Source organism: Aliidongia sp. (assembly GCF_035943795.1).
Taxonomy (GTDB): domain Bacteria; phylum Pseudomonadota; class Alphaproteobacteria; order ATCC43930; family CGMCC-115725; genus Aliidongia.
Map to the genome: position 1 here is coordinate 1 of NZ_DASZBY010000005.1, position 24,530 is coordinate 24,530.

Below are 24,530 nucleotides of genomic sequence, written 5' to 3' on the forward strand. Positions count from 1 at the left end.
CGGATGCCGAATTCTGCCTGCTGCATCGCGTGCAGTCTTGCGAAAACCTGAAGCTTCTGACCGACACCGTCGTGACCGGACTTACGGGCGCACCGGGCAATCCGGAGGAAGTCTCCGGCGTCGTCTGTGCCGACGGCGCGACTTATAGCGCCCGCATCGTCGTTCTGGCGGGGGGCGCGCTCAATTCCCCGCGAATGCTGCAAGCTTATTTCGATGAAGCCAATCTGACGGCCCAGCTTCCGGCCGCGCTGAACATCGGGCGCAACTACAAATGCCACCTGAACAGCGCCTTGATCGTCTTCTCCGCTGGCCCGATCACGGACCTGCTGCGCAAAACCACGATCCTGTTTCATGACGGCTTCCCACATAGTTCGGTCCAGAACCTCGGCTGGCTCGATGGCGAATTGATCGCGCCGGAGCTCCCGCGTGCGGCACCCCATTGGGTCGCCGACTTCGCTGGACGTCATGCCTATGGCTTCTGGATCACCACCGAGGACGGTTCCCATCCGGAGAACCGCCTCGCACCGTCGGGATCGGACGCGCGCTATGGCGTGATCGACTACGACCGGGATCGGTTGCCGCCGGCAGAGACGGAGCACAAGCGCCTGATCCGGACATTGGAGCATCAGCTGCTGCGCAGCGGCTACGCCGGCTTCGTGAAGCGCATGCCGGTCGATAACACGGCCCACGCCTGCGGCACGTTGATGGCGGGGAGTGATCCGACATTCTCAGTGGTCGATCGCAACGGCAAGGTTCACGGCATGGCCAACCTTTACGTCGCCGACGGCTCGGTTATGCCGAGGTCCGGGCGGGTTAATCCGGCGCTGACGATTTATGCCTGGGGGTTGAGGCTGAGCGATCATCTGCAAGCCCGGCTGAGGCGCGAGAGCTGAGCATGGCAAAGCGCGCTTCCAAGGCCGATCGCGATCAACCGAACCCGATCCGGTTCGGCCGAGAAATCTGCGGCGATCTTGCCCAGGCCGAGCGGCGTGAATGGTGGCTGGCCAATGGCATGGGCGGCTACGCCGCCGGGACCGTCGCGGGGACATTGACTCGGCGCTATCACGGCCTGCTGATTGCTCCGGTCAATCCCCCGCTTGGTCGGCATCTGGTGTTTGCCAAGGCCGACGCCAGCCTGGTCGAAGATCAACGCGAGACCCCGCTCTATACCAACCGCTGGGACGGCGGCGTGGTCGATCCATCTGGGTATTTACACCTGGAATCCTTTCACCTCGACGGGCGCATGCCGGTGTGGCGCTACGCGATCGGGCACCGAACGCTCGAAGCCCGGATCTGGATGGAACGGGGCGAGCACACGACCTGCCTTGCCTATCGGCTGTCGGACCCATCGCCGTCGGGGAACCCGCTACAGCTGCGTATCCGATTGCTAGCCAACGCGCGGGACCATCACGCGTCTGCCGAGGCCGGCGAATTCGCGCCCGCCGTCACCGGTGAAGGCGCGCGCCTCACCGTCGGTTTCCCAAGCTGGTTCGCACTGCATTTTCTGACGGATGGCGGGGCCATCGAACCGCGGACGAGCTGGATCGCGAATTTCGATCTGCCGACGGAACGGGAACGCGGTCTGCCCGACCGCGACAATCATCTGTGCGTCGGCGAGGCGCTGCTGCAGTTGAAACCCGGCGAATGGGTCGGTGTCACGGCGAGCCTGGGAGAGAAGCCGGTAGCGAAGCTATCGCAATCGATGCAGCGCGCGCTCGACCGGGACCTAGGCCTGCTTGCCGTGGCCGAACAGAGCCATACGGCGTTCGTCGGCGCACCGGACTGGGTCCGCCGGCTGATCCTGTCCGCCGACGATTTCGTCTTCAAGCGGACGGTGGAGGGAGTGACCGACGGGCGGTCCATTATCGCCGGATACCCCTGGTTCGGCGATTGGGGCCGGGACACGATGATCGCCTTGCCTGGGCTGACGATCGCCTGCGGTCAGTTCGAGAGCGCCCGAAAGATCCTCGCGACTTTCGCCGAGTTCGTCGATCGCGGCATGTTGCCGAACGTCTTTCCCGGCGCCGGCGATACACCAGAATATAACACCGTCGATGCCGCCCTTTGGTACGTCGAGGCCTGGCGCGCCTACGTCGAGGCGACCAACGACTGGGCAGCGGTCGCAGAGGTATTTCCGACCTTGGCCGGGATCATCAACGCCTATCGCGACGGCACGCGCTACGGCATCCACATGGATCCGGCCGACGGGCTGATCTACGCCGGAGAGTCCGGCGTGCAATTGACCTGGATGGACGCCAAGGTCGGCGATTGGGTCGTAACGCCGCGCCAGGGCAAGCCGGTCGAGATCGCGGCACTCTGGTACAACGCGCTCTGTATCATGGCCGATTTTGCCGACAAGGGGGGGTATGACTCCGCCCCTTATCGCACGCTGGCCAAGGGGACTCGCGAAGGTTTTCAGCGCTTTGTGCGGACGGACGGTGCCGGGCTTCATGACGTGCTCGACACACCGGCCGGCATCGATGCGACCATCCGGCCGAACCAGATCTTCGCCGTCAGCCTGCAGCATTCGCCCCTCGACAAACCGGCGCAACGGGCGGTGGTTGGCACGGTCGGCGACCGTCTGCTTACCTCATACGGGTTGCGTTCCTTGGACCCGGCGGACCCCGCCTATAAGCCGCACTATCAGGGCGGCGTCTTGGAACGCGACGGATCGTACCACCAGGGCCCGGTCTGGGTCTGGCTGCTGGGCCACTATGCCCTGGCTGAACATCGGACCGGTGTCGATGCGCGAACCGCGCAGCAGCGCTTGTCGCCGATCCGCGACCATCTGTTCGACGCCGGCCTCGGAACCGTCAGCGAGATCCTGGACGGGGCTGAACCGCACCTGCCGCGCGGCTGTCCCGCCCAAGCATGGTCGGTCGCCTGCGTGCTCGATGCGTGGTTGCGCCTGGAGCGGGCCGCGAATGAAGAAGAACAAAAACCCTCCGGTCCATCACAGCGGAAATCGGCGCAATGACAGCGGAACAAGATCGGCTCGATGCGGCCGTACGCGGCGAAGCCAAATGGCGGCGCTGGGGACCTTATGTCAGCGAGCGTCAATGGGGCACCGTCCGGGAGGACTATAGTTCGGGCGGCACCGCCTGGGACTATCTGCCCCATGACCATGCCCGAAGTCACGCCTATCGCTGGGGCGAAGACGGGTTGGCGGGGTTCGGCGACGAAAAGCTGCATTGGTGTTTGGGCCTGGCGCTGTGGAACGGGCAGGACCCTATTCTGAAGGAGCGTCTGTTCGGGTTGACCAATTCGGAAGGCAATCACGGCGAGGACGTCAAAGAACTCTATTATTATTTGGACGGGACGCCGACCCATTCTTACATGCGGATGCTCTATAAATATCCGCAGCGAGCTTTCCCCTATGGCGACCTGGTCGCGGAAAATCGCCGGCGCGGCAATGGAGCGCCCGAGTACGAGTTGATCGATACGGGCGTGTTCGCCGATCGCTGCTATTTCGACGTCACGATCGAATACGCCAAGGCCGACGTCGATGACATCCTGATGCAGATCACGATCGAGAACCGAGCGGATGTGCCGGCGACACTCTCGGTGCTGCCGCATCTTTGGGCGCGCAACACATGGTCCTGGAGCGCCGGCAGCGAGCGCCCGGTGCTGATGGCCATGCCGGACGGGTCGGTAGCAGCACATTACCCGAAGTCCACGTCGCTGCGGCTCAGCATCGACCAGGTCGACGAGCTGTTGTTCTGCGAGAACGAGACCAACACCCGCCGGCTGTTCGGCACCGACGCTCAGGGCTTCTTCAAGGACGGTATCAACGACTACGTGGTGTCGGGCGACCGCGGCGCCATCAATCCGTTGCGCCAGGGTACCAAATGCGCAGCTCTGACGAAGCTCACCGTGCCGGCACTGGGCGCCAGACGAGTGCGCCTGCGACTGCGGCCCGAAGGCCAAGCGAAGGATCCGTTCAAGGATTTCGCCCGCCTGTTCGCGAAGCGGAAGGTCGAAGCCGATGAATTCTACGAGGCGCTGCAGAGCGGGATCGCCGATCCCGACGCCCGGCTCGTCCAGCGTCAAGCGCTCGCCGGCCTTCTCTGGTCGAAGCAATTCTATCACATCGACGTGCCCCGATGGTTGGCGGGCGACCCGACCCAACCCGCCCCGCCAGCCGAACGCAAGCACGGCCGTAACAGTGAGTGGATGCATCTCAACAACGCCGACATCGTCTCGATGCCGGACAAATGGGAATACCCCTGGTACGCGGCCTGGGACCTCGCCTTTCACTGCGTCACCTTCGCGCTGATCGATCCCGAATTCGCCAAGAGCCAACTCGTTCTCTTGACCCGCGAATGGTACATGCATCCGAATGGCCAGCTACCGGCCTATGAATGGGCCTTCGGCGACGTGAACCCGCCGGTTCATGCCTGGGCGGCGTGGCGGGTCTACGAGATGGACAAGGCGCAGCAGGGTGTCGGCGACCGCGCCTTCCTGGAACGCGTCTTTCACAAGCTGATGCTGAATTTTACCTGGTGGGTGAACCGCAAGGACGCCGGCGGCCGCAACATCTTCCAGGGCGGCTTCCTCGGGCTCGACAATATTGGGCTGTTCGACCGTTCGGCTCCGCTTCCGACAGGCGGTACCATCAATCAGTCGGACGGGACCGCCTGGATGGCGATGTATTCGCTCAACCTGATGCGCATCGCAATCGAGCTTGCCGAGGACAACCACGTCTACGAGGATATCGCGACCAAGTTCTTCGAGCATTTCCTCTACATCGCCGAGGCCATGACCAACATCGGCGGCGACGGCATGGGGCTGTGGGACGAGCAGGACCAGTTCTTCTATGACGTCCTGAAGCTGCCGGGTGGGGCCAGCGTCCCGCTTCGCGTCCGCTCCATGGTCGGGTTGATCCCGATCTATGCGGTAGAAGTCATCGATTCCTCGATCTTCGAGAAGCTGCCGGCGTTCTCGCGGCGCCTGCGCTGGTTCCTCAACCACCGTCCGGATCTGGCTGCACTCGTCTCACGCTGGACCGAGCCCGGCATGGGCGAGCGTCGGTTGCTGTCTCTGCTGCGCGGTCATCGGCTGAAAGCATTGCTCCGCCGCATGCTCGACGAAACCGAATTCCTGTCCGACCACGGCATCCGCGCGGTGTCGAAGTATCACGAGGGGCATCCGCTGGAGTTCGAGCACAACGGCCAACATTTCGGTGTGAGCTATACGCCGGGTGAATCAACCTCCGGCCTGTTTGGCGGCAATTCGAACTGGCGCGGGCCGATTTGGATGCCGGTCAACTACCTGCTGATCGAGTCCCTGCGGTCCTTCCATAGCTACTATGGCGACGACTTCCGCGTCGAATGCCCTGCTGGGTCGGGCAACCTCCTGCATTTGGGCCAAATCGCAGAGGAACTGGCCGTCCGCCTCAGCCGGCTGTTCCTTCGCGGCGAGGACGGTCGGCGCCCGGTGCTGGGTGACAACAGCACCATCCAGGCCGACCCCGCCTTCCGTGACCATGTCCTGTTTTATGAATATTTCCACGGAGATACCGGACGCGGCGTCGGCGCCTCCCATCAGACCGGCTGGACCGCGTTGGTCGCACTGCTGCTGCAAGCCTATCCACAAGCGCCGGCGCTGGACGAGCCGGCGGAGACCGAGCCGTCCGCCGACAAGGAGCGCGAGCATGTATGACATCCTCACGCATGCGGTCTTGCGCAACCGGCATTCCGCGCGGGGCGGCAAGGCCGCGGTCGCCGTCGTCTATGCGGCGGCGCTGTTTCAGGGATTGACCCTGGTCAGCTTTCCGGCGAGCAGCGCCATTCTAAAGCAGATGAACGGCCTATCCGATAGCCAGTACGGTGCCATCTTCCTGCCTCAGGTCGCCTGCGCCGTGTTGGGCGCACTCGCCGGCGGATCCCTGGTCAACCGGCTGGGGTTGGTTACGATCTTCGTCGTTACCCTGCTAGCGAACGGCCTTTCCCAATTGTTGCTCGCGGTAAGTGCTGCGGTCCCAATCGGATTAGCTTATCCCCTAATTTTGCTGGGCACCGCGGCGCTTGGCCTCGGCTTCGGGTTGGGCGGCGGTCCTCTCAACAGCTATCCCCGGCTGCTGTTCCCAACCCGCGGCGGAAGCGCGATTTTGGCACTGCACTCGGTGATGGGCATCGGGCTTACCCTCGGCCCGCTGCTGGTCGGATACCTGGCGATGCGAGGCTATTGGCTAGCCTTTCCACTGGGACTGACGGTCGCCTGCCTCGCGCTCTTGGGACTCTCGGCCGGCGTGGGCTTCCCAGAAGACGCGCCACCACTGGCCGCAGCCCGAGCCGCCACGATCAAGCCGACCTCGGCCCCCGAATTCTGGCTCTTCCTCGGCATCGCCGCTGTCTATGCCTTCGCCGAGGGCACATTCTCGAACTGGGCCGTGATCTACGTCCATGAATCCCGGGGCTTCTCCGATGGTGTCGCCACCTCGTCGCTGGCGGCCTTCTGGGCCGCGTTGGTCGTTGGCCGGTTGCTGGTGTCCGCCCTGCTGCTGCGCATAGCGCCGATGGTGCCTTGGGCGCTGTTACCGATATTGATGATCGGAGCGTTTCTGATGCTGCCGATTGTGGCGACGCCAACATCCGCGATCCTTGGGTTCGCCCTGGCTGGCTTGGCTTGCTCTGCGTTTTTTCCATTGACGGTCGCGACAGCCTCCGCACGCTTCCCGCAGGCAGTCGCCTTCATCGCGTCGATGCTGACGGCGGCACTGATGGTCGGGGTCGGCATTGCATCGTTCGTCATCGGCGGGCTGCGCGACGTGCTGTCACTGGAGCAGCTCTACCGGGCTTCGGTGATCTACCCTGTTTTAGCGTTGGTCCTGATCGGGTTCGTTGTTCGAGCGATCAGGCTTCGGACACTATCGACATCATGAGTACTACAGCAATCGCCACTTTGGCTGTCCGATGTTGTCTTGTCCTGCTGTTCCTGCCATTCAGCGCGTTGGACAAGATCTTTGGCTTCACCGGCACCGTGGCACATCCCTATACATCGGGAGAGCCCCATGAGTAGCCCGCAATCGATGTACCCCAGACCGCTAGCGTCGTGATCATCTCTCGTTCTGTTTTCCGTTTGAGGCGCCCGATGTTCCGGCCTCGCTTGTCTACTTACCCACTTATGGGAGCTATCTCATGAACCCCGTCCAGGTCCCGCCGGCACCGCCGGTTACGCTCGTCCTCTTCGGCGCATCGGGCGATCTGACCCGACGGCTCCTTGTGCCGGCGATGATCAACATGACGCGGCTGGGGCTCGCAAAAGACGGTCTGCGTATCTTGGGGGTTGGTATCGAGCCGGGAGATGGGGCGACGCTACGCAAGGCGCTCGACGATTTCACCCCGGAGGCCGGCGGCGAAGGCGCGGTCGAGAAGGGCGAAGCGTGGAAACAGCTGCGTAGCCGCATCGACTATATCCAGGGTGACTTCACCGCAGACGCGGTCTATCGGCAGATCGCCGAGTGGATTGCCCATGCGTCGACCGGCAATGCTGCTTTCTATCTGGCGGTTCAGCCGCGCTTCTTCGGCGACATCGTCGACAAACTGGCCGACAACAAGCTGCTGGACGAGACGCCAACGGCATTTCGCCGGATTGCGATCGAGAAGCCGTTCGGCCAAGACCTGCCGTCTGCCCGCGCGCTGAACGCGCGAATCCTGAAGCGGGTGTCGGAGAGCCAAGTCTACCGGATCGATCATTTCCTGGGCAAAGAGACTGTCCAGAATATCATGACGGCGCGCTTCGCCAACATGATGATCGAGCGGCTCTGGACCAACGACTGCATCGATCATGTTCAGATCACTGCCGCCGAGACGGTCGACGTCGGCACGCGCGGCAAGTTCTACGACAGCACCGGTGCGCTGCGCGACATGGTGCCGAATCATCTGTTCCAACTGCTGGCCATGGTGGCGATGGAGCCGCCCAACAGCTTCGACGCCGAGGCGATCCGCGACGAGAAGGGCAAGGTGCTGCGGGCAATCCGCACCTACTCGCCAGAGGAAGCGGCCCGAAGCGGGGTTCGGGGCGCCTACGCCGCCGGTAAGCTCGACGGCACCGCCGTGCCGGCCTACACGGAGGTGCCGAACGTCGCGGGCGACAGCAGCACCGAGACCTACGTCGCGCTCAAGCTGTTGATCGATACCTGGCGCTGGGCCGGCGTGCCGTTCTATCTGCGCACGGGCAAGGTAATGGCGGCCCGCAACACCGAGGTGGTCATCGCCTTCAAGCCGGTGCCCTTCGCCCAATTCGGCAAGACGCCGGCTGGCAGCCTGCCGGCGAACCGGCTGATCATCCACATCCAGCCCGACGAGGGCTTGAGCATGGACATCCTGATCAAGCGGCCGGGCCTGGCGGTCGATGCGGTGCCGGTGAACCTGGATTTCCACTACGCCGACCGCTTCGACATTGCCCATCAAGTCGGGTACGAATCCCTGCTCTACGATCTATTCATCGGCGACCAGACGTTATTTCAGCGTGCCGACGCGATCGAGGCCGGCTGGGCTGCGGTGCAGCCGTTCCTGGATCTCTGGGCCGCCAGCGGCAAGCCCGATCTCTATGCACCGGGGAGTCTGGGTCCCGACTCTGCAGACGAGTTGCTCGCGCGCGATGGGCGCGTCTGGCACGAACTCGCGGCGCAAGTGCCGAAGCCATGATCCGGCACTTCGATGCCATCGTCATCGGTGCCGGCCAGGCCGGTCCCGCACTCGCGGGCCGGCTGACCGCTGCCGGCATGACCGTAGCCCTGATCGAGCGCAAATTCTTCGGCGGCACCTGCGTCAACAACGGCTGCATGCCGACCAAGGCGCTAGTCGCCAGCGCCAAGGTCGCCCATCAGGCGCGTCGAGCGACTGAGTATGGCATCGATATCGGCGGCCGGGTCGCGGTCGATATGGCCGCGGTGAAGGAGCGCAAGGATGTCGTCACGGCGACGGCACGACACAACATCGAAACATGGCTGAAAGGCATGGATCGTTGCACCGTCATCGAAGGGCAGGCCCAGTTCGAGTCCCGCCACAGAGTCCGGGTCGGCGATGCACTGATCTCGGCCGACCGGATCTTCATCAATGTCGGCGGTCGGGCGACGGTACCGGATTTTCCAGGCATCAATCACGTGCCCTATCTGACCAACACTTCGATTCTGGAACTCGATCGGTTGCCCCGTCATCTCGTCGTCGTCGGCGGCAGCTATATTGGCCTCGAATTCGCCCAGATGTACCGGCGCTTCGGCAGCGCCGTGACCGTCATCGAACGGGGGCCTCGACTGGTTCAGCGCGAGGATGAGGATATCTCTGCCGCGATAAAGGCTATCCTCGAGGCCGAAGATATCACGGTCCGTACCGGGGCCGAATGCATCAGGTTTGAGCCCCGCGGCGCTGACGTCGCCGTCGGCGTCAACTGCACGGCCGGACCGCCGGAGATTGTAGGATCGCATGTCCTGCTTGCGGTTGGCCGGAGCCCGAACACCGACGATCTTGCGACGGACAAGGCCGGTGTGGCGACCGATGCGCGCGGCTTCATCGTCGTCGATGACGAACTGCGGACCAGCGCGCCCGGCATTTGGGCGATGGGCGACTGCAATGGAAAGGGCGCATTTACCCACACCGCCTACAACGACTTCGAGATCGTTGCGGCAAACCTGCTCGATGGCGCGTCGCGCAAGGTCAGCGACCGGATCCCATGCTACGGCCTATTCATCGACCCGCCGCTGGGCCGCGTCGGTATGAGCGAAGGCGAAGCGCGAAAAGCCGGCCGCTCGATCCGCGTCGGCATGCGGCCAATGACGCGCGTTGGGCGCGCGGTCGAAAAGGGCGAGACCCAGGGCTTCATGAAGATCGTGGTCGATGCCGCCACCGACAAAATATTGGGGGCCGCCATCCTGGGTGTTGGCGGCGACGAAGCTGTGCACAGCATTCTCGACACGATGGCCGCGAATGCCTCGTACCGAACGCTGCAGCAAACGGTCCATATCCACCCGACGGTGTCTGAACTGATCCCGACGGTACTCGGCGAGTTGCGCCCATAACCCGCAGTCCGGCCAGATCGCTTCCGCCACGAGCCTGGATGCGACCGCGACTTTGCCGCAGCATCAAGGTTTTCGCAGGGAGCGAAAGCAGCCGAGCGAGGCTGCGGCACCGAAGACAAGGGCCGCATAAGCGATGGGCGCATGGGGGGAGAGTGCCGGAAGCCACTGGAGCAACAGTGTCCCGTTTCCGCCGGGAATAAGCGTCGTTCCGATGCCCATCGCGACGCCGCCAAACAGCCTGCGCGGTATCGGACGCCACGGCAGCCGCAGCTGGAATTTCCCATCCTGCCAAGCGCAAATCGCAGCGCCGGCCAGCGCCGCCACTGAGACGGCGCAAAGCGCGATATCCCGCGCTTGTGCGCTTTTCAGCGCTTCGGCGAGCCGGTCGAGGTTGAGTGGATAGGCCCATGTCTCGTCCAGGGCATAGAGCAGGCCACCGCACACCCCGAGTACGACCGCCGCCTGTTCGGGCGTACCGCGCTCGCGCCCGCTCTTGCGCCAGATGAGCGCCAGTTCCCGAAGACAGCCTACCGAGATCAAAGCAAGCAGGAGCACGCTTTCTCTGGAGGGTTCGACGAGGATGCTGGTCCCGCTCGCAAGCGGAATTATCCCGGGGATTGGTAATTCATGCGATGCCCAGGCCCCGAACAGCATTCCGAGAATGCTGACGAGAAAGCTGAGATTGCCTGCCGCCAGCCGGTTCAGCGTGCCGAACGTACAACCGCCATTGATCGCGGCACCGGCACCGAACAGGACCCCACCTGCCACCGACCAAAATGTGGGTGGATAGCTGGCCATCGGAACGGCGCCGGCACCCACCCAGAACATTAGCGTGATCGATAAGGCCGCCCAAAGGCTGCACCGGAGAAACGACAGGAAGAGGCGCCCCGATCGATTCTCCATCACGGCTGTGACGGCGCTCGTCACACAAAATCCGCCGCGTTGGGATGCATATCCGAAGGTGGCCGCGCAGATAATGGAAAAGATCAACGTCGCCATTCTGCTCACAACCCGACCGATTCCGCCCGTTTCGTCACCCGGCACCCGACGTTTTCATCGGGCACAATAGAGGCCGAGACAATACTTCGATGGCGAAATCTATTTCAATAAATCAAATCGATAGTCAAAGAAGATTGGAAAAAATATGCGTGGGTGTCCAGGTCATCAGCATCGGGCTGGAAAGTCTGGCAGTCACCATCTTTGGCCATGGCGCTCACACTTGACGTGGCGGAGGCCGCGATCGGCGAGGCGGTTTGCCTGGCTGTTTCGGCCCCGTTGAAGCTGGGCTCCGTTCTCCTCAAATCTTGTGTTGGCGCGGTCGCTTCGGAAATGCCAAGGTCTCGCATTTTTTTGGGCCGAACAGCGTCGAGAACTCCGCCCCGGCGTTTTGCAGCAGGAAATTCGCCTCGCTGGAGGAGATGCTGTCGCCCTCGAGGATCCACCCGTCGATTAGATCATCGTCGGCGAGTTCACGTATCTTGCGTCTGGCCAACTCGATGATAGTCCCGCTGATCGTGCGGCTGCCGATATAGCTTGGCCATGTCTTCGCCATGAAGCCCCAGATCCGCGCCGCAAGCGCGCGATGATCGAGCGCGAGGACGAGCAACAGACGGGCATAGACCTCGTTGAGCGGCAGATCGCGCTGCTCCACCCGAAAGTCGGATTCGGCCATAACGGCGGCTGCCTCGTGGTTCCGCCCTATCAATATCAAGAACGATATGATTTGGTTCTCGGTCTGCTTACCGAGCATGAAATCCTTCCGCTTCAGCGAAGCAGCCAGAATTTCCCTCAGCTTCGACAGGGAGGCCGCAAGGTCCCCCTTTACGGAACTGAGTTGGGCAGAGGCGACATCCAGCTCCGTTCGATGCAGATCATTCCCGCCATTCTGTTCGATCAGATCGTAGGTCTGGTCGATCAGAAGGGCCGCCTCATCGAAGCGGCCCTCGATAATGTTCAGCCGGGCGCTGTCGATCGCGACCTCGGCCGTATATTTGTAGAATCCGTGCAGGATGCTGAGCTGCCGGACCTCGTCCAGCATCGCGCGAGCACGCGCGCCGTCGAATCGGTGAGCGCTGGCCCAACTCAGCCCTGTGCGGATCAGCGTCAGCGGATCGCCTGACAGGCGGGCCAAATGCAGGGTACGATCGGAGTTGTCCAGGATCGCCTGATCAGATGCATTGGTCGCGAACTCGACCCATCCCTTCCCACGACACAATGCCGCCGCCGTCGCCGGCGGGGTGGCATCGTCCAGATGGGAAAAGGCTAGATCGAGGCGCCTCAAGCCTTCGTTCCCCTGGTAGAGCCACAATTGGGCGGACACGGCCGTCAACTCCAGCCCCAGAGCGATCAGAACGCCGCCACCAAAGCACCAGTCGAGGGCTGTACGCAGGTTGTCCAGCTCCGGCAAGATTCGAGCGAGCCAGTCGTCGGTCGCAATTTTGCCGTGGTCGAGATCCGCCGCCGCAAAGACTTGGTGAAAAAACGCCGCATGCAGCCCCGACACCGTCGCCACCTCTTCGGCTTCCGCCAGACGTTCGCGCGCGAAAGCCCGCGTCGTCTCCAGCATCCGGTAGCGGGCGCCTTGCGCCGTTCGCTCCGCAATCAACAGGGATTTCGCGATCAAGCTCGCTAGATGCGATGCTACCTGCCAATCCGAAACCACCGTGTCTGCAACCACCGCCTCAGCCGCATCCAATGTGCAGCCGCCGGCGAAGACGCTCAGTCGCCGCAACACCAGCTGCTCCCTGGCGCTCAATAGGCCGTAGCTCCACTCCATCAGCGCACGCAGGGTTCGATGCTTCGGTGCCACATCGCGGCGCTTCGACGACAGGTCGAGCAACTGCTCGTCAAGGCGGAGTGCCACGGAGCGCGCGCCCAGCAATGCCACGCGCGCAGCCGCCAGTTCGAGCGCCAGCGGGACGCCTTCGAGCTGCCGGCACACCTGCACGACAGCCGCCAGGTTGTCATGATCAAGCACGAAACCTTGCGCAGCCTTCCGGACCCGTTCGAGGAACAGCTGCACGGCCGGCGCCCGCTGCGCCGCTTCGGGTGTCGCCACGCCTACCGCCGGCAGGCCCAACGGCCCAAGGCGCTGCACCTGCTCGCCGGCGACCCCTAGCGGCTCCGTCGACGTGATCAGCAGCCGGCACCCGAACACACCCGCCATCGCCGATGCGAAGGCCGCCACCCCTTCGACTACATACTCGCAATTGTCCAAGACCAGCAGGCGCTGCCCTGCCCGCAGGCTCGCCACCAGTTGCGGGAGAGGTTTCTCGGCGTCGGACGGCAGCCCTAGCACGCGCGCCACGATTTCCGGGATCCGAGCCGGATCTTTTGCCGTGGTGAGATCGACCCACCAGACGCCATCTGGAAACAGCGGGAACAGGTGCTCGCCCACTGCCAGGGCAAGGCGCGTCTTGCCGATCCCGCCGGAGCCCGCCAGCGTAACCAGCGACTGCGCCTCAAGGCATTTGGCAATCGCCGCAACTTCGACCTCTCGGCCGATGATCGACGTGTCCGACCGCGGCAGATTGCCGGATACCACGGTATCGTCCGACCGAGGCGCCTCCGATTCCATCGATACCGGCGTCAGCAACTGATAGCCGCGCCGTGTCATCGTGCCGATATGGCGCACACCGTCGCGGCCTTCCTCCAACGCCTTGCGCAACGCAGAGATATGGACCGCGAGGGTGTTTTCTTCCACGGCCTGGCCACCCCAGATTCGCTGCATGAACTCGTCCTTGCTCACCACTTCCGGCCAATGTTCGGCCAGAACGACCAGAACATCGAAGGCACGCTGTCCAAGCGGCACCGGCACACCGTCGGCGACCAGCAGCCGTAGTGCGGGTCTCAGGACAAATCGTCCGAATGCAAAAGACCGCCTGCGGTCCATCGTCCCTTTGGCGTGGTTCATCTTATTGAAGCTCTATCACGAATTTTAAGATCGGGCTTCCGCTGGGCTGGCAGGCCTCATGAGCTCACGGCCTTGCAGACGGAATTCGTCAGCACTCGCCGCCCTTGCATATAAAGAAGAAAATCTTGACGTGTATTTTTCAAAAGATATCGAATTTCATCTATAGAATACTTCTCTCCCTCACATTTCCATTCCTCAAATAATTCTAAATTGTCAAATCCATTTAACAAATCCTCGGATCGAGAAATTATGATGCCATTTAGGGTATTTTTATGCCGATATTCGGAAAGATTATTTTTCAAAAAGCCCAGAATTTTCGCCGAACGCATGTAATTTCCTAGCGCAAAATTCATTTGTAGTTGTAAACTGAACGCGTAAACCGGAACGTCCTGGTCACTTCCGCCAAAATCAGAGCTAGTCAGAATCTCACATGCTTCATCATATCTTTTTTCCAATATCAGCAAGCTGACCAAGACTGCCTCGGCCTGTCTTACAATTAAATAGTCTAAATCTTCTCTGTTTTCAAAATACATCATTTTTACTATCAGGATGCAATTTTCGAAATCTCCCTTCGCAGCATAGAATTTCGCATATGCAATTTTAACTTTGTTTTCCAGATCATGGTCGCTTTTTGTTTCCGGGGAATCTCGCAATTTCTGAAGGACAGTCGCCGCGTCATCCAAGCGGCCATCGTTGACCAACTTGCCCGCAAGCGTTGCGAGCACCTCGGTTATGGATCGATAAAATCCAAATTCTATACAGAGCTGTCTAACTTCCTCCAGCACATCATAGACTGTCGCGTAATCGCGCTTAACAGGATCGGCCCAATGCAATCCCGCCCGAATGATTCTGTAGGGCTCCTGTGAAAGACGGGCAAAGTGAAGGGCGCGGTCATTAGCAATTTGCCCGCCGCCGCCTCCCACCTTGGTTGAGTATTCGACGAACGCTTTCCCGTACCAAAGGGCTGACGCTACTCCAGGCGGCGCGGTATCATCGAGATGCGCGAAGGCTGTTTCCACGCGCGTGAAGGCTTCGCGACCGGTGTGGAGCCAGTACTCGACCGACGCCGCGGTGAGCGCAAGACCGAGCCCAATCGACTTCGATGGACCAAAGCACCAGTCGAGCGCAGCCCGCAGGTTGTCCAGTTCCGGTCCGAGGGGCTTCAGTGCTATTTCGGGTCCAAGTTTCTCCGAGGCTATATCCGCCTGTTCGAACAGACGGAGAAGATATTCGGCATGGAGCCGCGACACGTCGGCGACCTCGCCGGCTTCCGCCAGGCGTTCGCGCGCGTAGGCCCGGGTAGTTTCCAAGAGCTTGTAGCGCGCGCCCTGAGCAGTTCGCTGCGCGATGACCAGCGACTTGGCGATCAGGCTTGCGACATGCGGCGCCACCTGCCAGTCCGGCAGCGTCGCGTCAGCGACGACATTCTCGGCCGCTTCGAGCGTGCAACCGCCGGCGAACACGCCAAGCCGGCGCAGCACCACCTGTTCCGTCGGGTTCAACAGCCCGTAGCTCCAGTCGAGCAGGGCCCGGAGCGTCCGATGCTTCGCCAACGCATCGCGGCGGTCGCCAGACAGGTCCAGCAGCCGTTCGTCAAGCCGCCGCGCCAAGGCTCGCGCGCCCAGCAGCGCCGCACGCGCCGCGGCCAGTTCCAAAGCCAGCGGAATACCATCCAACCGACGGCACACCAGCACCACGGCCTCGGCATTATCGTCGCCGAACACGAAGTCTGGCGCCGTCCGGTGGACGCAAGCCATGAACAGTTCCACCGCGGGCGCCCGCAGCGCTTCGGCAGCTGTCGTGACGCCGGCCAACGGCACCGCGAGCGGTTCCAGTCGCTTCACCTGTTCACAGGCCACACCCAGCGGCTCCAGCGACGTGACCAGCAGCCGGCATCCGCTCGCCTCCCGCAACGCTACTGCCAGGGGCGCGACCCCATCGGCGACATACTCGCAATTGTCCAGGATCAACAGGCGTCGCGCCCCCTTCAATCCCGCCACCAGGCGGACCAGGGGTTGTTCATCGGTCAGCACCAACCCCAAGGCACGCGCCACCGCTTCCGCCACGCGGTCGGGATCGGTCGTGGCCGCCAGATCGACCCACCAGATGCCCTCTGAAAAGGCTCCCGCCAGATGCGCGGCGACGGCTAGCGCCAGCCGCGTCTTGCCGATCCCACCTGGCCCGGCCACTGTAACTAGCGACTGAGTTCCGAGCAGGTTGGCGATTTCCTCAACCTCGGCGTCCCGGCCGACGATCGGCGTTTCGACCCGCGGCAAATTGCCCGAGACCGGAAGCTGCGGCGGGATCTGCGCCGCCTCGGTCAAGACCGCCGTCAGAAGCTGGTAGCCGCGCCGCGGCACCGTTCCGATCAGATGGACTCCGTCGCGACCATCCTCCAAAGCCTTGCGCAAGGCCGAGACATGGACGGCCAGCGTGTTTTCCTCGACGATCTGGGCGCCCCAGATCCGCTGCATCAGCGCGTCCTTGCTCACCACCGCCGGCCATTGCTCAACTAGAGCGGCCAAAATATCCAAGGTGCGTTGCCCAAGCGGAACCGGCACACCGTCTGCCACCAACAGCCGCAGCGCGGGCGTCAGAACATAGCGTCCGAACCTGAAAGACAGCCCCTCTCCCGTCATGCCGTCACCAATTCACGCCAATGAAGCATTGTCATACATTTTCAGAAACGCTTCATCCCGCTTCATCGCAGGAAACACAGCACTCTGGCCTTAAAAACCCCTGAGAGCTTCCGAATATTCCGTAGATAACGAAGAATTGAAGCCGCGGCTCCCCCGAGCCGGGCATTCTCGGATATCAGTTCTATTGTTCTTATTTAGGTTTTGGAATTTTCATCATGCGGAAATACATCGCCGCCGGCGAGCATGACGCCCGCGAGCAGATTTCAACCACATGCACGGATATCGAGATTTAGGTTCAAGGGAGCGGCTTTAGCGTGGCCGGTGAAATCTTCACACTCCGACACCAAGCCTAGGCGGCACCAGACCACGGATAAGCCCAACGACTTCGCTTCGAAGCGAGGTTGCTTGCCGCGCAAGGTCGTTCGAAGCATCCAGCGGCGTTCACCGCCGGTGCAGTCTCATTTGAATCGCCTGGACCTGCAGTTCGATATCGCACGTCGCTTTCGCGGGCTGGGTCGCCCAATGATCTAACCTCCGCCGCGAGCAGCGCGAAGCCCTTTCCTGCATCGACTGCCAGCGCGGCTTCGATCGTCGCATTGAGCGCCAGCAAGTTGGTCCGGCTCGCGATATTGTTGATCAAGCTGACGATCGCGCCGATCTTTTGCGCGGATTCCGCCAAACTCCGCACCGTCCCATCCGTCGTCTTCGCTTGCCCGACGGCCCGTTCGGCTCTTTTCCACGAAGCATCCATCGTCGGCTCGTTGCATCCATTGCCTGCACCCGCCCCAACAAACACCGATCAGAGATCGCGATGGCATGCGCGTAGAGGCTCGCATGAACATTGGGCGAGGATTCCGGCGCGCTACAGATCGAGCCTGCCAATGTGCCGGCCCATGGCCGTTCACGCCTCGGCATCCAGTTCCAACCGGTGGTAGCCTCGCGCACGATAGATCACCGCCGAGACGATCCAGCTGACGACAAAAATGGCGATGACCAGATAGCCAATCGTGCCGAAATTGTCGTTGAGCAGGCCGATGACCCTCCAGAACCTGCCATCGAGGCCAAACTGCTCGACGGCAAGCCCCAGCGCCTCGATCCCGCCGATCAGGATGGCGACGATCACAGAAATGAGCGTGATCGTCATGTTGTAGTAGAGCTTGCGGATCGGCTTCACGAAGGCCCAGCCGTAGGCGCCCAGCATGAGAATGCTGTCCGTGGTATCCACCAGTGACATGCCCGCCGTGAACAGTGCCGGAAATACCAGGATCGACCAGATCGACAGCCCCTGGGATGCCTGCGCCGCGGAAATACCGAGAAGTCCCACTTCCGTTGCGGTGTCGAACCCGAGACCAAACAGGAAGCCCAGCGGATACATGTGCCAGCTGGTCCGGATCAACCGGAACATAGGGCTGAACAGCCGTGCAAACAGGCCCCGGCCGGCCAGGATCATGTCGAGATCCTCCTCGACATAGGCGGCACCCGCTTTTACGCGCCGGAAAGTGCGGTAGATAGAGGTCAGGATCACCATATTCATGGCTGCGATCGTCATGAGGAAGCCCGCCGAGACAAGCGTCCCGACCACGCCGCCGACGTCCTTGAAATCGTCGAAGCGGTCTTTGAAGGCAGTTGCCGTCAACGCGATGGCTACGGACGCCAGGACCACGATGGTCGAATGGCCGAGCGAAAAGAAAAAGCCGATGGCGACCGGCCGCTTGCCTTCCTGCATGAGCTTGCGGGTCACATTGTCGATGGCCGCGATATGGTCGGCATCGACGGCGTGGCGCAGACCAAACCCGTAGGCGAGAAAAGCTGCGCCAAGCAGCACGGGATGGTCGCGGAACGCGATGAGTGCCCAGGCCCAGGCACCTAGATTGGCGACGATCAACACCGCGTAAAGCGCGGCGATCCGCTGCCGAAGGCCACCGTCGTCTTTGCGGAGAATTCTGAAGAAAACGCGTCTCATCGTCGCTCCGCTAATGCCGTGGATCGGTTTTGGAAGCTTCAAGGGATCGCGGCAACGGTCCTTCGCGGCGAAGCCCGTGCCAGGCCAGAACGCTGTCGCCCAGAAAGACGACCAGTGCGCTCACTGTGCAGCCCAGCGCCGAGGCAAACAGCGCGATGGTCCATCCGCCGACGGCGGAACTCCCATAGCTTTGCAGGAACAGCGAGAGCGCAGCACCACAGGTCGATGCACCTCCGACCGCGCCCAGCGCGATGGCTGCGTCCAGCAGCCAAGTCCGGCGGGCAAGTCGCCGCAGTTGACGATGCAGTCGCGTCTCATCACCGCCATCCGGACAATTTCTGAGGAGATCGGCTGCATGCGCTAGATGATCGGAGACCCGCGCCAGACGCGCATTGAACAGGTTGAGCAGGGCGCCGATGCCCGACAGAAAGAACACCGGCGTCAGCGCCGTCTGAATGACATGCGCGATGCCACCCGTCACATCATCCATCGACAGGCCGGGCAACGTGGTCATGGGTGTCTCTCCGACGAGGGGGCGGTCACTCCGCCTGTACCGCGCGACGCTCGTTCCCGCTGACGCCGCACCCAGTCCGCCAGGGCGGCGCTGTCGATACCCAGTTCGCCCAAAATCGCCGCGGCAAGGTCCAACCCCGGCACGATTTCTCGATTCATGACCGTTCGCACGCCAAGCTTATGAAAGCACTCTGCCTCGCCATGATCGGCCACCGCAGCGAATCGCAGCACGCCCGGGTAATAGTGCTGTGCAATCGGTGTCAGATCGCTCGAGACATCGAGCCGTGGGGCGGTGAGCGCACTGATCCGACGTCCCTGCAGCGCAATCGGATCCCAGAGGCGTGGATCCGCCATATCGCCGAAAACCACCGCATAGCCGTCTGCGACCGCTTCGTTCAAACGGCGCTGATCGCGTTCGACGGCGCTGTAGCCGATGTCGAACGCGCGAAGAGCATCCGCCACCGTCCGCCCCACCCGTCCCATGCCAATGATCAGCACGGGTGCCGCAAGCTCGGCCATCTTGAGTTCCGGATCTTCGACGACGGCGGCACGGAGCCGAAGCCGTCCCGCAAGCGTCCGCCCCGAGATTGCCAGGGTAGGCGTCACGGCAAGGCTGAGCGCCACGGCGGCGGCCACGATGGAGATCCGCGCTGAGCCGATCAGATCGCGAACCGTGGGCAGGCTGAGGACGACGAACGCAAACTCCGAACCCTGCGCCAGCAGAAACCCCAGTTGGAGCGATCCCGGTATAGACCAACGAAACACGAGGCTGGCGGCGGCGTTGGACAGGATCTTGGCCGCGATCAGGACAAATGTGACGACGATTACAGCGAGCCAATGCTGCAGCAGCGTGGCGAGATCGAGCGACAATCCGACGGAGATGAAGAAAAATCCCAGCAACAATCCCCGGAACGGCTTGACTTCCGACTCGACGATCGCCCGGTAGGGCGTCTCCGCGATTGTCATGCCCCCGAGGAAAGCCCCGAGCGTCAAGGAGAGGCCGATCTGTCCGGTCGCCCAGCCTGCTGAAAGGGCGATGAGCAGCGCCGTCGCCGTGAACACTTCTTCCTGGCGGCCACGTGCGATGAGATTGAACAGCGGCCGGACGATGATACGGGCGAAGAGAACCGCCACGGCAAACGCCCCGACGGCCTTCGCGAGAGCAAGAGCGGCGATTGGCAGGATAGCCTCACCGCCAAGCGCGCCGGTGACGATGAGCAGGAAAATCGCCGCGACGTCCTGAAAGACGAGAATCGCGGTCGCCGTGAGGCCGACTGGGCAATTCTGCTGATGCCGCTCGGCGATCAGCGGGGCCACGACGGCAGTCGAACTCAATGCCAGGATGGCACCCAAGAGGAACGCAGGCAGCGGGGCCAAGCCAAAGGCCAGTGCCAAAAGACCGATCATCAAGGTACCGAACAGGATTTGAACGGGCCCGAAGCCGAAAATATCCCCCGCCTGCTGGCGGACATGATGCAGGGAAAAATGGAGGCCGATGTCGAAAAGCAAGAACACGACGCCAAGCTCGGCCAATAGGCGCACGGTTCCGCTGCCCGACAGCACTGTGATGCCGGCTGCCTTAAGGGCAATCCCCAGCACGAGATATCCAACGATCGGGCTGAGACGGCTGGCACGGCTGAGTACGGCAGCCCCGACGCCCAAAGCCAGCAGCAAAATCACGGGTTCAAGCGCCGAGATAACAGGATTTTCCGTCATCGCTTTAAATCGCGTCGATGTCTATCGAGAGGCCGGGCGCTGGCATAGCAGGCGTCTACCCCGAGCTTTCCTCGGCCAATCCAAGATGAGCCCGCACGATCACAGTCTGTGTCGGCGGCAAGTGAGACACGGCAGGCCTCGCACTGTTTGTTCACACGCGGCGCAAAGGCTGGGTCGTAGGGTGGCGGCCTACGGCCGAAACTGAAGTACCTTTTGCTGCCCGGCGCATTCGGGAAGCGCTTAGTTTCCTCCCTCACTCTGCCGATGCCATATCATGGTCGGTCTGAACGTAGCCGGTCCCGATAGGGACGGTGGCTTCCTCACGCGGCCCCTGTCTTGCGCTCGCCGTGCGGCGGACGGGTATGTCGAATTCCAACGCCCGCTACTTCTTGGCGGGCGGTCGTGCCGGGGTCACGTCCGCTTGCTCGGCGGCGGTATAGGGCACGCCGAAATAGGGGAACTCTGCCTTCGTGCGCGTCGGGTCGGGTGCCACACCATCGCCCAGCGCCGTGTTCGTGGTGAGCGTCAGCATGACGTCCATCGCGTCGTCGGTCAGACCGCGGCCGTTGAAGCCGGCAAAATCGAATGCCGCAGCCGTATCCAGCTCGTACGGCAGCGTTGTCGGGCAGAGCCGGGCAACCAGTTGCTTCGCATAGTCGGCCGGGCTGCTGGCCGAACTGGCAAGGGCTGTCACCTTTTCGGCGACCTGGCCGATCTGGGGAGCGAAACGCTTCAGATCCTCGTGCGGGCCGGCGCGGTTGAAATCCTCCCTCATGCCCAGGTCGGGCATGAAGATATTCGTGATGAGCGGCAGCCCCCATCGCGAAACCTGAACTTCGGGGGCATGGCCGTAGAGCGACGCGGTCGCCCAGGCGTGAACATGCCCCCGGCCGATCGAATGGCTGGGCACTTCGAGAACGATGGCCGTGACGTTTCGCCTGGCGAAGAAGTTCTTGTGGTTCTGAAAGGCCGCCGGGTCGAACTTGTTATCCTTGAACAGCGCGTTTCGAAAGGCGCCCAGGGCCGCCGCATCGCCGGCGAACAGATCAGGAGCCAAGCCGGCATAGACCATGACGCCATGCGCGCCCTGGGCGATCTCGCCCGTCCGTCCGGAAAGCAACAGCTCCCCATCAGCCCCCTTGAGCGCGGCCGCTCCCGTCGCCCGGCGGAGTTCGAAGGTCTGAACATGCCGATGCTCGTCGCCCTCGGCATGCGTCGGGGCGCTGAATCGGAATTTGAAGGTCAGTTCTTCCCGCGCATCGTTGTTCAGGTCGAAGCGGAACGCATAGAGACCCTCGTCCCGGAACGTGTCGGGGCCGGAAATCCCGGCATCGGGGTTCACGGTCATCGCCATGACGGTGAACCCCGGACGCCCGCGAAACAGATAGAAGTCGCAAACGTTGATCCGTGGATCTTCTTGCGCTGTGGGGGTATCGAAATGGTGGGACATCGCTAGCACTCACCGCTTTGTTGGGGACGACGGTTCAAAGGACGACCGGTCGCGAAAAATAGGGGAATGCGGAGGTAAGGACAAAAGCTGTCGAGGATATTCCGGGGGCGACGGCACCATTCAGCAACGTCTCCTGAACGGCGGCCGTGCGATCCCCAGGGTGTCGCCCGTTCCGCCCCGCGAAATTGAAGCCCGCCGGCAGGTTCGATCGATATGTGATGACGTCAGGGAGCAATAGATCCGCCAGCCGCTTCGCGTGAGCGTCCGCGCCCAACATCCGCACTTTGGTCCTGCGCGCGACAAGATCCGCTATCGCGTTCGTGAAGAGCGCGCGATCCTCGGCCGGCGTAGCGGCGTGATAGATCCTTGATAGCGCCGGATCGCCCGCCAGCAACTCGGCAACGAGAGGATTTCCAACCCGAATGCGCGAACCGTCCGCAGTTCGAATCTCCGCCCAAACGGGTAAGCCTTCGCGTGTCGCGGCGGCGGCGAGTTGGGGCGTTTCCAGGACGGTCGCGTCATACGTCAGGCCGTTGGCCGACGCCCCGTGCACCATCCCGGCGAAAACCCGAACGCCAGTACCATCGGACATGATGCTCGACTGCGAGGCGCGTTTTCGATCGATCTTCCAACTATGGGTGCCGGCGTGCATCCGCACGTCCGACGCGGATCCGCAAACCCTGTCGCCGGACGACACGCTGATTACCGCCAGAACTAGATGATCGGTTGCAGGGGCCTGGAAGACAAAGAGCTCTGCCTTCGTCGGCGCTCCGGGCGCCGCCAATGACAGGCGCGCAGATCCCAGAGCCATGGCCCCGGCGCAAGCGCCCAGCGCCGTACGCCGCGTTACTGCCTTGAGCATCGTTTACCCTCCTTCGCTCGATTACCAAGACTGTAAGCAGGGACATGGAGTCCTGCGGTCAGGGCTATGCGCGGAGCGAGGCGGGGTTAGCCCACCGCGCAAAGTTTCTGACGAGGAAGCCGCAGGGCGCGCCTCGTTGTGACGCCTAACAACAGCAAGCAGGCCGATGCAAAGCCAATACTTTTTACTTATCGTTTCAATGCTCATAGCGATGATTCCGAGAGACCGGAACCAACCATCAAACCCAATACTTTTGTATTATGGGTTCGATAGACGACGTAGTGTTGCGGCGAGAAGATCTGACGGCTAATCGTGTCGGTCAAGGCGCTGGCGCGGCCCCGCGTCCCGGCTGTCGTCCACCGACAAATTTCACTGCTATGCGGACGCGGCACGAAATAATCATTTAGGTGCCCGCAGGCACCTCGGGAGGCGATGCGCATGGAACTCAACGAGATCCGCTATTTTCTTGCGTTGAGCCGGGTCCTCAACTTCACGAAGGCAGCGGAGGTATGCAACGTCAGCCAGCCGGCTTTGACCCGCGCCATCCGTAAGATGGAGGACACGCTTGGCGGTCTCCTGTTCGCGCGCGAGCGCAACAACACGCATTTGACCGAGCTGGGCCAACTGATCCTGCCGCACCTGGCCGAAATCATTGCCCGTGCCGGTGCCGCCGAACAGACCGCGGCACGTTTCCTCAAGCTTGAGCAGGCACATCTCTCGGTCGGCGTGATGTGCACCATTGCCCCGATGCAGTTCGTGGGCTTCCTGGGGCGCTTCAGGGCCGACAATCCGGGCGTCGAGATTACGCTCCGCGAGGCCGTCCCCGAGAAGCTGTGCGATATGCTCGTGAAAGGCGAGTTGGACGTGGCGTTGATGGCGCGTCCGGAAGGCTTTCAGGCGCCGTTTCAAGCTACGAAGCTCTATTCGGAGCGCTTCGTCGTCGCCTGTTCCGCCGGTCACCGTTTCGCGTCGCGACCTGCGGTGCTTATGAGCGAACTCGACGGGGAATTCTATTTTTCCCGCATCAACTGCGAGTTCAACGATACGCTCGGCGAGATGGTTCGCGATCAAGGCATCAATCTGCTGAGATCCTACGGGAGCGAGCGGGAGGATTGGATCCTCACAATGGTCGCCGCCGGTCTCGGCGTCTGTTTTCTGCCGGAATACACCGCGACCTTTCCTGGCGTGATTGGCTGCCCGGTCGTCGCGCCATCGGTGCAACGCGAGATCTGCCTCGTTACTATGGCCGGCCGCCGCGCATCGCCACCGGTCAAGGCGTTTGCCGGTGCCGTCCAGCATTACTCCTGGCCCGCACCCCGCGGTATCGGGCCGGTTTCCGTCGTCGGCTGAAGAATGCCATGACGGATTCATCCCCAGCGCCGGTCGCCGATCCAGCAGCCGCGATCAATCATCCAGCACCGTTGTCGGGCACCGAAGCCCATGGGTTCGGAGG

Annotated in this window: 16 protein-coding genes; 7 read left to right on the forward strand and 9 right to left on the reverse strand. The window is 62.2% G+C overall.

Annotated features, from left to right (window positions below):
• From VGV37_RS00595 to VGV37_RS00620, 6 genes are all read left to right on the forward strand, one after another.
• A partial coding sequence (locus VGV37_RS00595) for a GMC oxidoreductase (protein ID WP_326877644.1) occupies positions 1-893 on the forward strand: 893 nt, incomplete at its 5' end.
• 2 nt (positions 894-895) lie between these two features.
• Positions 896-2,977, forward strand: a complete 2,082-nt coding sequence (locus tag VGV37_RS00600) for an amylo-alpha-1,6-glucosidase (RefSeq protein WP_326877645.1) — start codon at positions 896-898, stop codon at positions 2,975-2,977.
• Positions 2,974-5,661, forward strand: a complete 2,688-nt coding sequence (locus tag VGV37_RS00605) for an MGH1-like glycoside hydrolase domain-containing protein (RefSeq protein WP_326877646.1) — start codon at positions 2,974-2,976, stop codon at positions 5,659-5,661. The genes VGV37_RS00600 and VGV37_RS00605 overlap by 4 nt, the downstream gene beginning before the upstream one ends.
• Positions 5,654-6,883, forward strand: coding sequence for an MFS transporter (locus VGV37_RS00610; RefSeq protein ID WP_326877647.1), 1,230 nt, complete (start codon positions 5,654-5,656; stop codon positions 6,881-6,883). The genes VGV37_RS00605 and VGV37_RS00610 overlap by 8 nt, the downstream gene beginning before the upstream one ends.
• A gap of 256 nt (positions 6,884-7,139) precedes the next feature.
• Complete coding sequence (zwf, locus tag VGV37_RS00615) at positions 7,140-8,651, forward strand: glucose-6-phosphate dehydrogenase (RefSeq protein ID WP_326877648.1); 1,512 nt, start codon at positions 7,140-7,142, stop codon at positions 8,649-8,651.
• Positions 8,648-10,021: an FAD-containing oxidoreductase gene (locus VGV37_RS00620; protein ID WP_326877649.1), complete on the forward strand. Its 1,374-nt coding sequence runs from the start codon at positions 8,648-8,650 to the stop codon at positions 10,019-10,021. Before zwf ends, VGV37_RS00620 begins: the two co-directional genes overlap by 4 nt.
• A 63-nt stretch (positions 10,022-10,084) precedes the next feature.
• Here the strand turns inward: VGV37_RS00620 and VGV37_RS00625 are convergent, their stop codons facing one another.
• The 9 genes from VGV37_RS00625 to VGV37_RS00665 form a co-directional block, all read right to left on the reverse strand.
• Positions 10,085-11,020 carry a YeeE/YedE thiosulfate transporter family protein gene (locus VGV37_RS00625; RefSeq protein ID WP_326877650.1) on the reverse strand — a complete coding sequence of 312 codons (936 nt, stop codon included), beginning with the start codon at positions 11,018-11,020 and terminating at the stop codon, positions 10,085-10,087.
• A 298-nt stretch (positions 11,021-11,318) separates the two neighbouring features.
• Complete coding sequence (locus VGV37_RS00630; RefSeq protein WP_326877651.1) at positions 11,319-13,934, reverse strand: ATP-binding protein; 2,616 nt, start codon at positions 13,932-13,934, stop codon at positions 11,319-11,321.
• Between the two features lie 56 nt (positions 13,935-13,990).
• Complete coding sequence (locus tag VGV37_RS00635; RefSeq protein ID WP_326877652.1) at positions 13,991-16,573, reverse strand: ATP-binding protein; 2,583 nt, start codon at positions 16,571-16,573, stop codon at positions 13,991-13,993.
• Positions 16,574-16,922: 349 nt separating this feature from the next.
• Positions 16,923-17,324, reverse strand: a complete 402-nt coding sequence (locus VGV37_RS00640; protein ID WP_414637892.1) for a methyl-accepting chemotaxis protein — start codon at positions 17,322-17,324, stop codon at positions 16,923-16,925.
• Between the two features lie 150 nt (positions 17,325-17,474).
• The gene (locus VGV37_RS00645; RefSeq protein WP_326877653.1) at positions 17,475-18,578 is read right to left on the reverse strand and encodes a HoxN/HupN/NixA family nickel/cobalt transporter; all 1,104 of its coding nucleotides are present in this window, start codon (positions 18,576-18,578) and stop codon (positions 17,475-17,477) included.
• Positions 18,547-19,050: a DUF2721 domain-containing protein gene (locus VGV37_RS00650; protein WP_326877654.1), complete on the reverse strand. Its 504-nt coding sequence runs from the start codon at positions 19,048-19,050 to the stop codon at positions 18,547-18,549. The genes VGV37_RS00645 and VGV37_RS00650 overlap by 32 nt, the downstream gene beginning before the upstream one ends.
• Positions 19,047-20,765 carry a cation:proton antiporter gene (locus VGV37_RS00655; protein WP_326877655.1) on the reverse strand — a complete coding sequence of 573 codons (1,719 nt, stop codon included), beginning with the start codon at positions 20,763-20,765 and terminating at the stop codon, positions 19,047-19,049. Before VGV37_RS00655 ends, VGV37_RS00650 begins: the two co-directional genes overlap by 4 nt.
• A 382-nt stretch (positions 20,766-21,147) precedes the next feature.
• On the reverse strand, positions 21,148-22,215 hold the full coding sequence (locus tag VGV37_RS00660; RefSeq protein WP_326877656.1) for a DUF4331 family protein: 1,068 nt from the start codon (positions 22,213-22,215) through the stop codon (positions 21,148-21,150).
• A gap of 34 nt (positions 22,216-22,249) precedes the next feature.
• Positions 22,250-23,077 (reverse strand): hypothetical protein, encoded by an 828-nt coding sequence (locus VGV37_RS00665; protein WP_326877658.1) that lies wholly within the window; start codon positions 23,075-23,077, stop codon positions 22,250-22,252.
• A 438-nt stretch (positions 23,078-23,515) separates the two neighbouring features.
• On the opposite strand from VGV37_RS00665, the gene VGV37_RS00670 reads away from it, so the two are divergent.
• Positions 23,516-24,427: a LysR family transcriptional regulator gene (locus VGV37_RS00670; RefSeq protein WP_326877659.1), complete on the forward strand. Its 912-nt coding sequence runs from the start codon at positions 23,516-23,518 to the stop codon at positions 24,425-24,427.
• The last annotated feature ends 103 nt before the right edge of the window (positions 24,428-24,530 follow it).

What these genes read in the sequence shown, in the direction of transcription:
- VGV37_RS00605 (WP_326877646.1), top strand. Translation starts at nt 2,974, where the DNA reads ATGACAGCGGAACAAGATCGGCTCGATGCGGCCGTACGCGGCGAAGCC.
- zwf (WP_326877648.1), top strand. Translation starts at nt 7,140, where the DNA reads ATGAACCCCGTCCAGGTCCCGCCGGCACCGCCGGTTACGCTCGTCCTC.
- VGV37_RS00620 (WP_326877649.1), top strand. Translation starts at nt 8,648, where the DNA reads ATGATCCGGCACTTCGATGCCATCGTCATCGGTGCCGGCCAGGCCGGT.
- VGV37_RS00655 (WP_326877655.1), bottom strand. Translation starts at nt 20,765, where the DNA reads ATGACGGAAAATCCTGTTATCTCGGCGCTTGAACCCGTGATTTTGCTG.
- VGV37_RS00610 (WP_326877647.1), top strand. Translation starts at nt 5,654, where the DNA reads ATGTATGACATCCTCACGCATGCGGTCTTGCGCAACCGGCATTCCGCG.
- VGV37_RS00630 (WP_326877651.1), bottom strand. Translation starts at nt 13,934, where the DNA reads ATGAACCACGCCAAAGGGACGATGGACCGCAGGCGGTCTTTTGCATTC.
- VGV37_RS00625 (WP_326877650.1), bottom strand. Translation starts at nt 11,020, where the DNA reads ATGGCGACGTTGATCTTTTCCATTATCTGCGCGGCCACCTTCGGATAT.
- VGV37_RS00640 (WP_414637892.1), bottom strand. Translation starts at nt 17,324, where the DNA reads ATGGATGCTTCGTGGAAAAGAGCCGAACGGGCCGTCGGGCAAGCGAAG.
- VGV37_RS00665 (WP_326877658.1), bottom strand. Translation starts at nt 23,077, where the DNA reads ATGCTCAAGGCAGTAACGCGGCGTACGGCGCTGGGCGCTTGCGCCGGG.
- VGV37_RS00650 (WP_326877654.1), bottom strand. Translation starts at nt 19,050, where the DNA reads ATGACCACGTTGCCCGGCCTGTCGATGGATGATGTGACGGGTGGCATC.
- VGV37_RS00670 (WP_326877659.1), top strand. Translation starts at nt 23,516, where the DNA reads ATGGAACTCAACGAGATCCGCTATTTTCTTGCGTTGAGCCGGGTCCTC.
- VGV37_RS00660 (WP_326877656.1), bottom strand. Translation starts at nt 22,215, where the DNA reads ATGTCCCACCATTTCGATACCCCCACAGCGCAAGAAGATCCACGGATC.
- VGV37_RS00635 (WP_326877652.1), bottom strand. Translation starts at nt 16,573, where the DNA reads ATGACGGGAGAGGGGCTGTCTTTCAGGTTCGGACGCTATGTTCTGACG.
- VGV37_RS00600 (WP_326877645.1), top strand. Translation starts at nt 896, where the DNA reads ATGGCAAAGCGCGCTTCCAAGGCCGATCGCGATCAACCGAACCCGATC.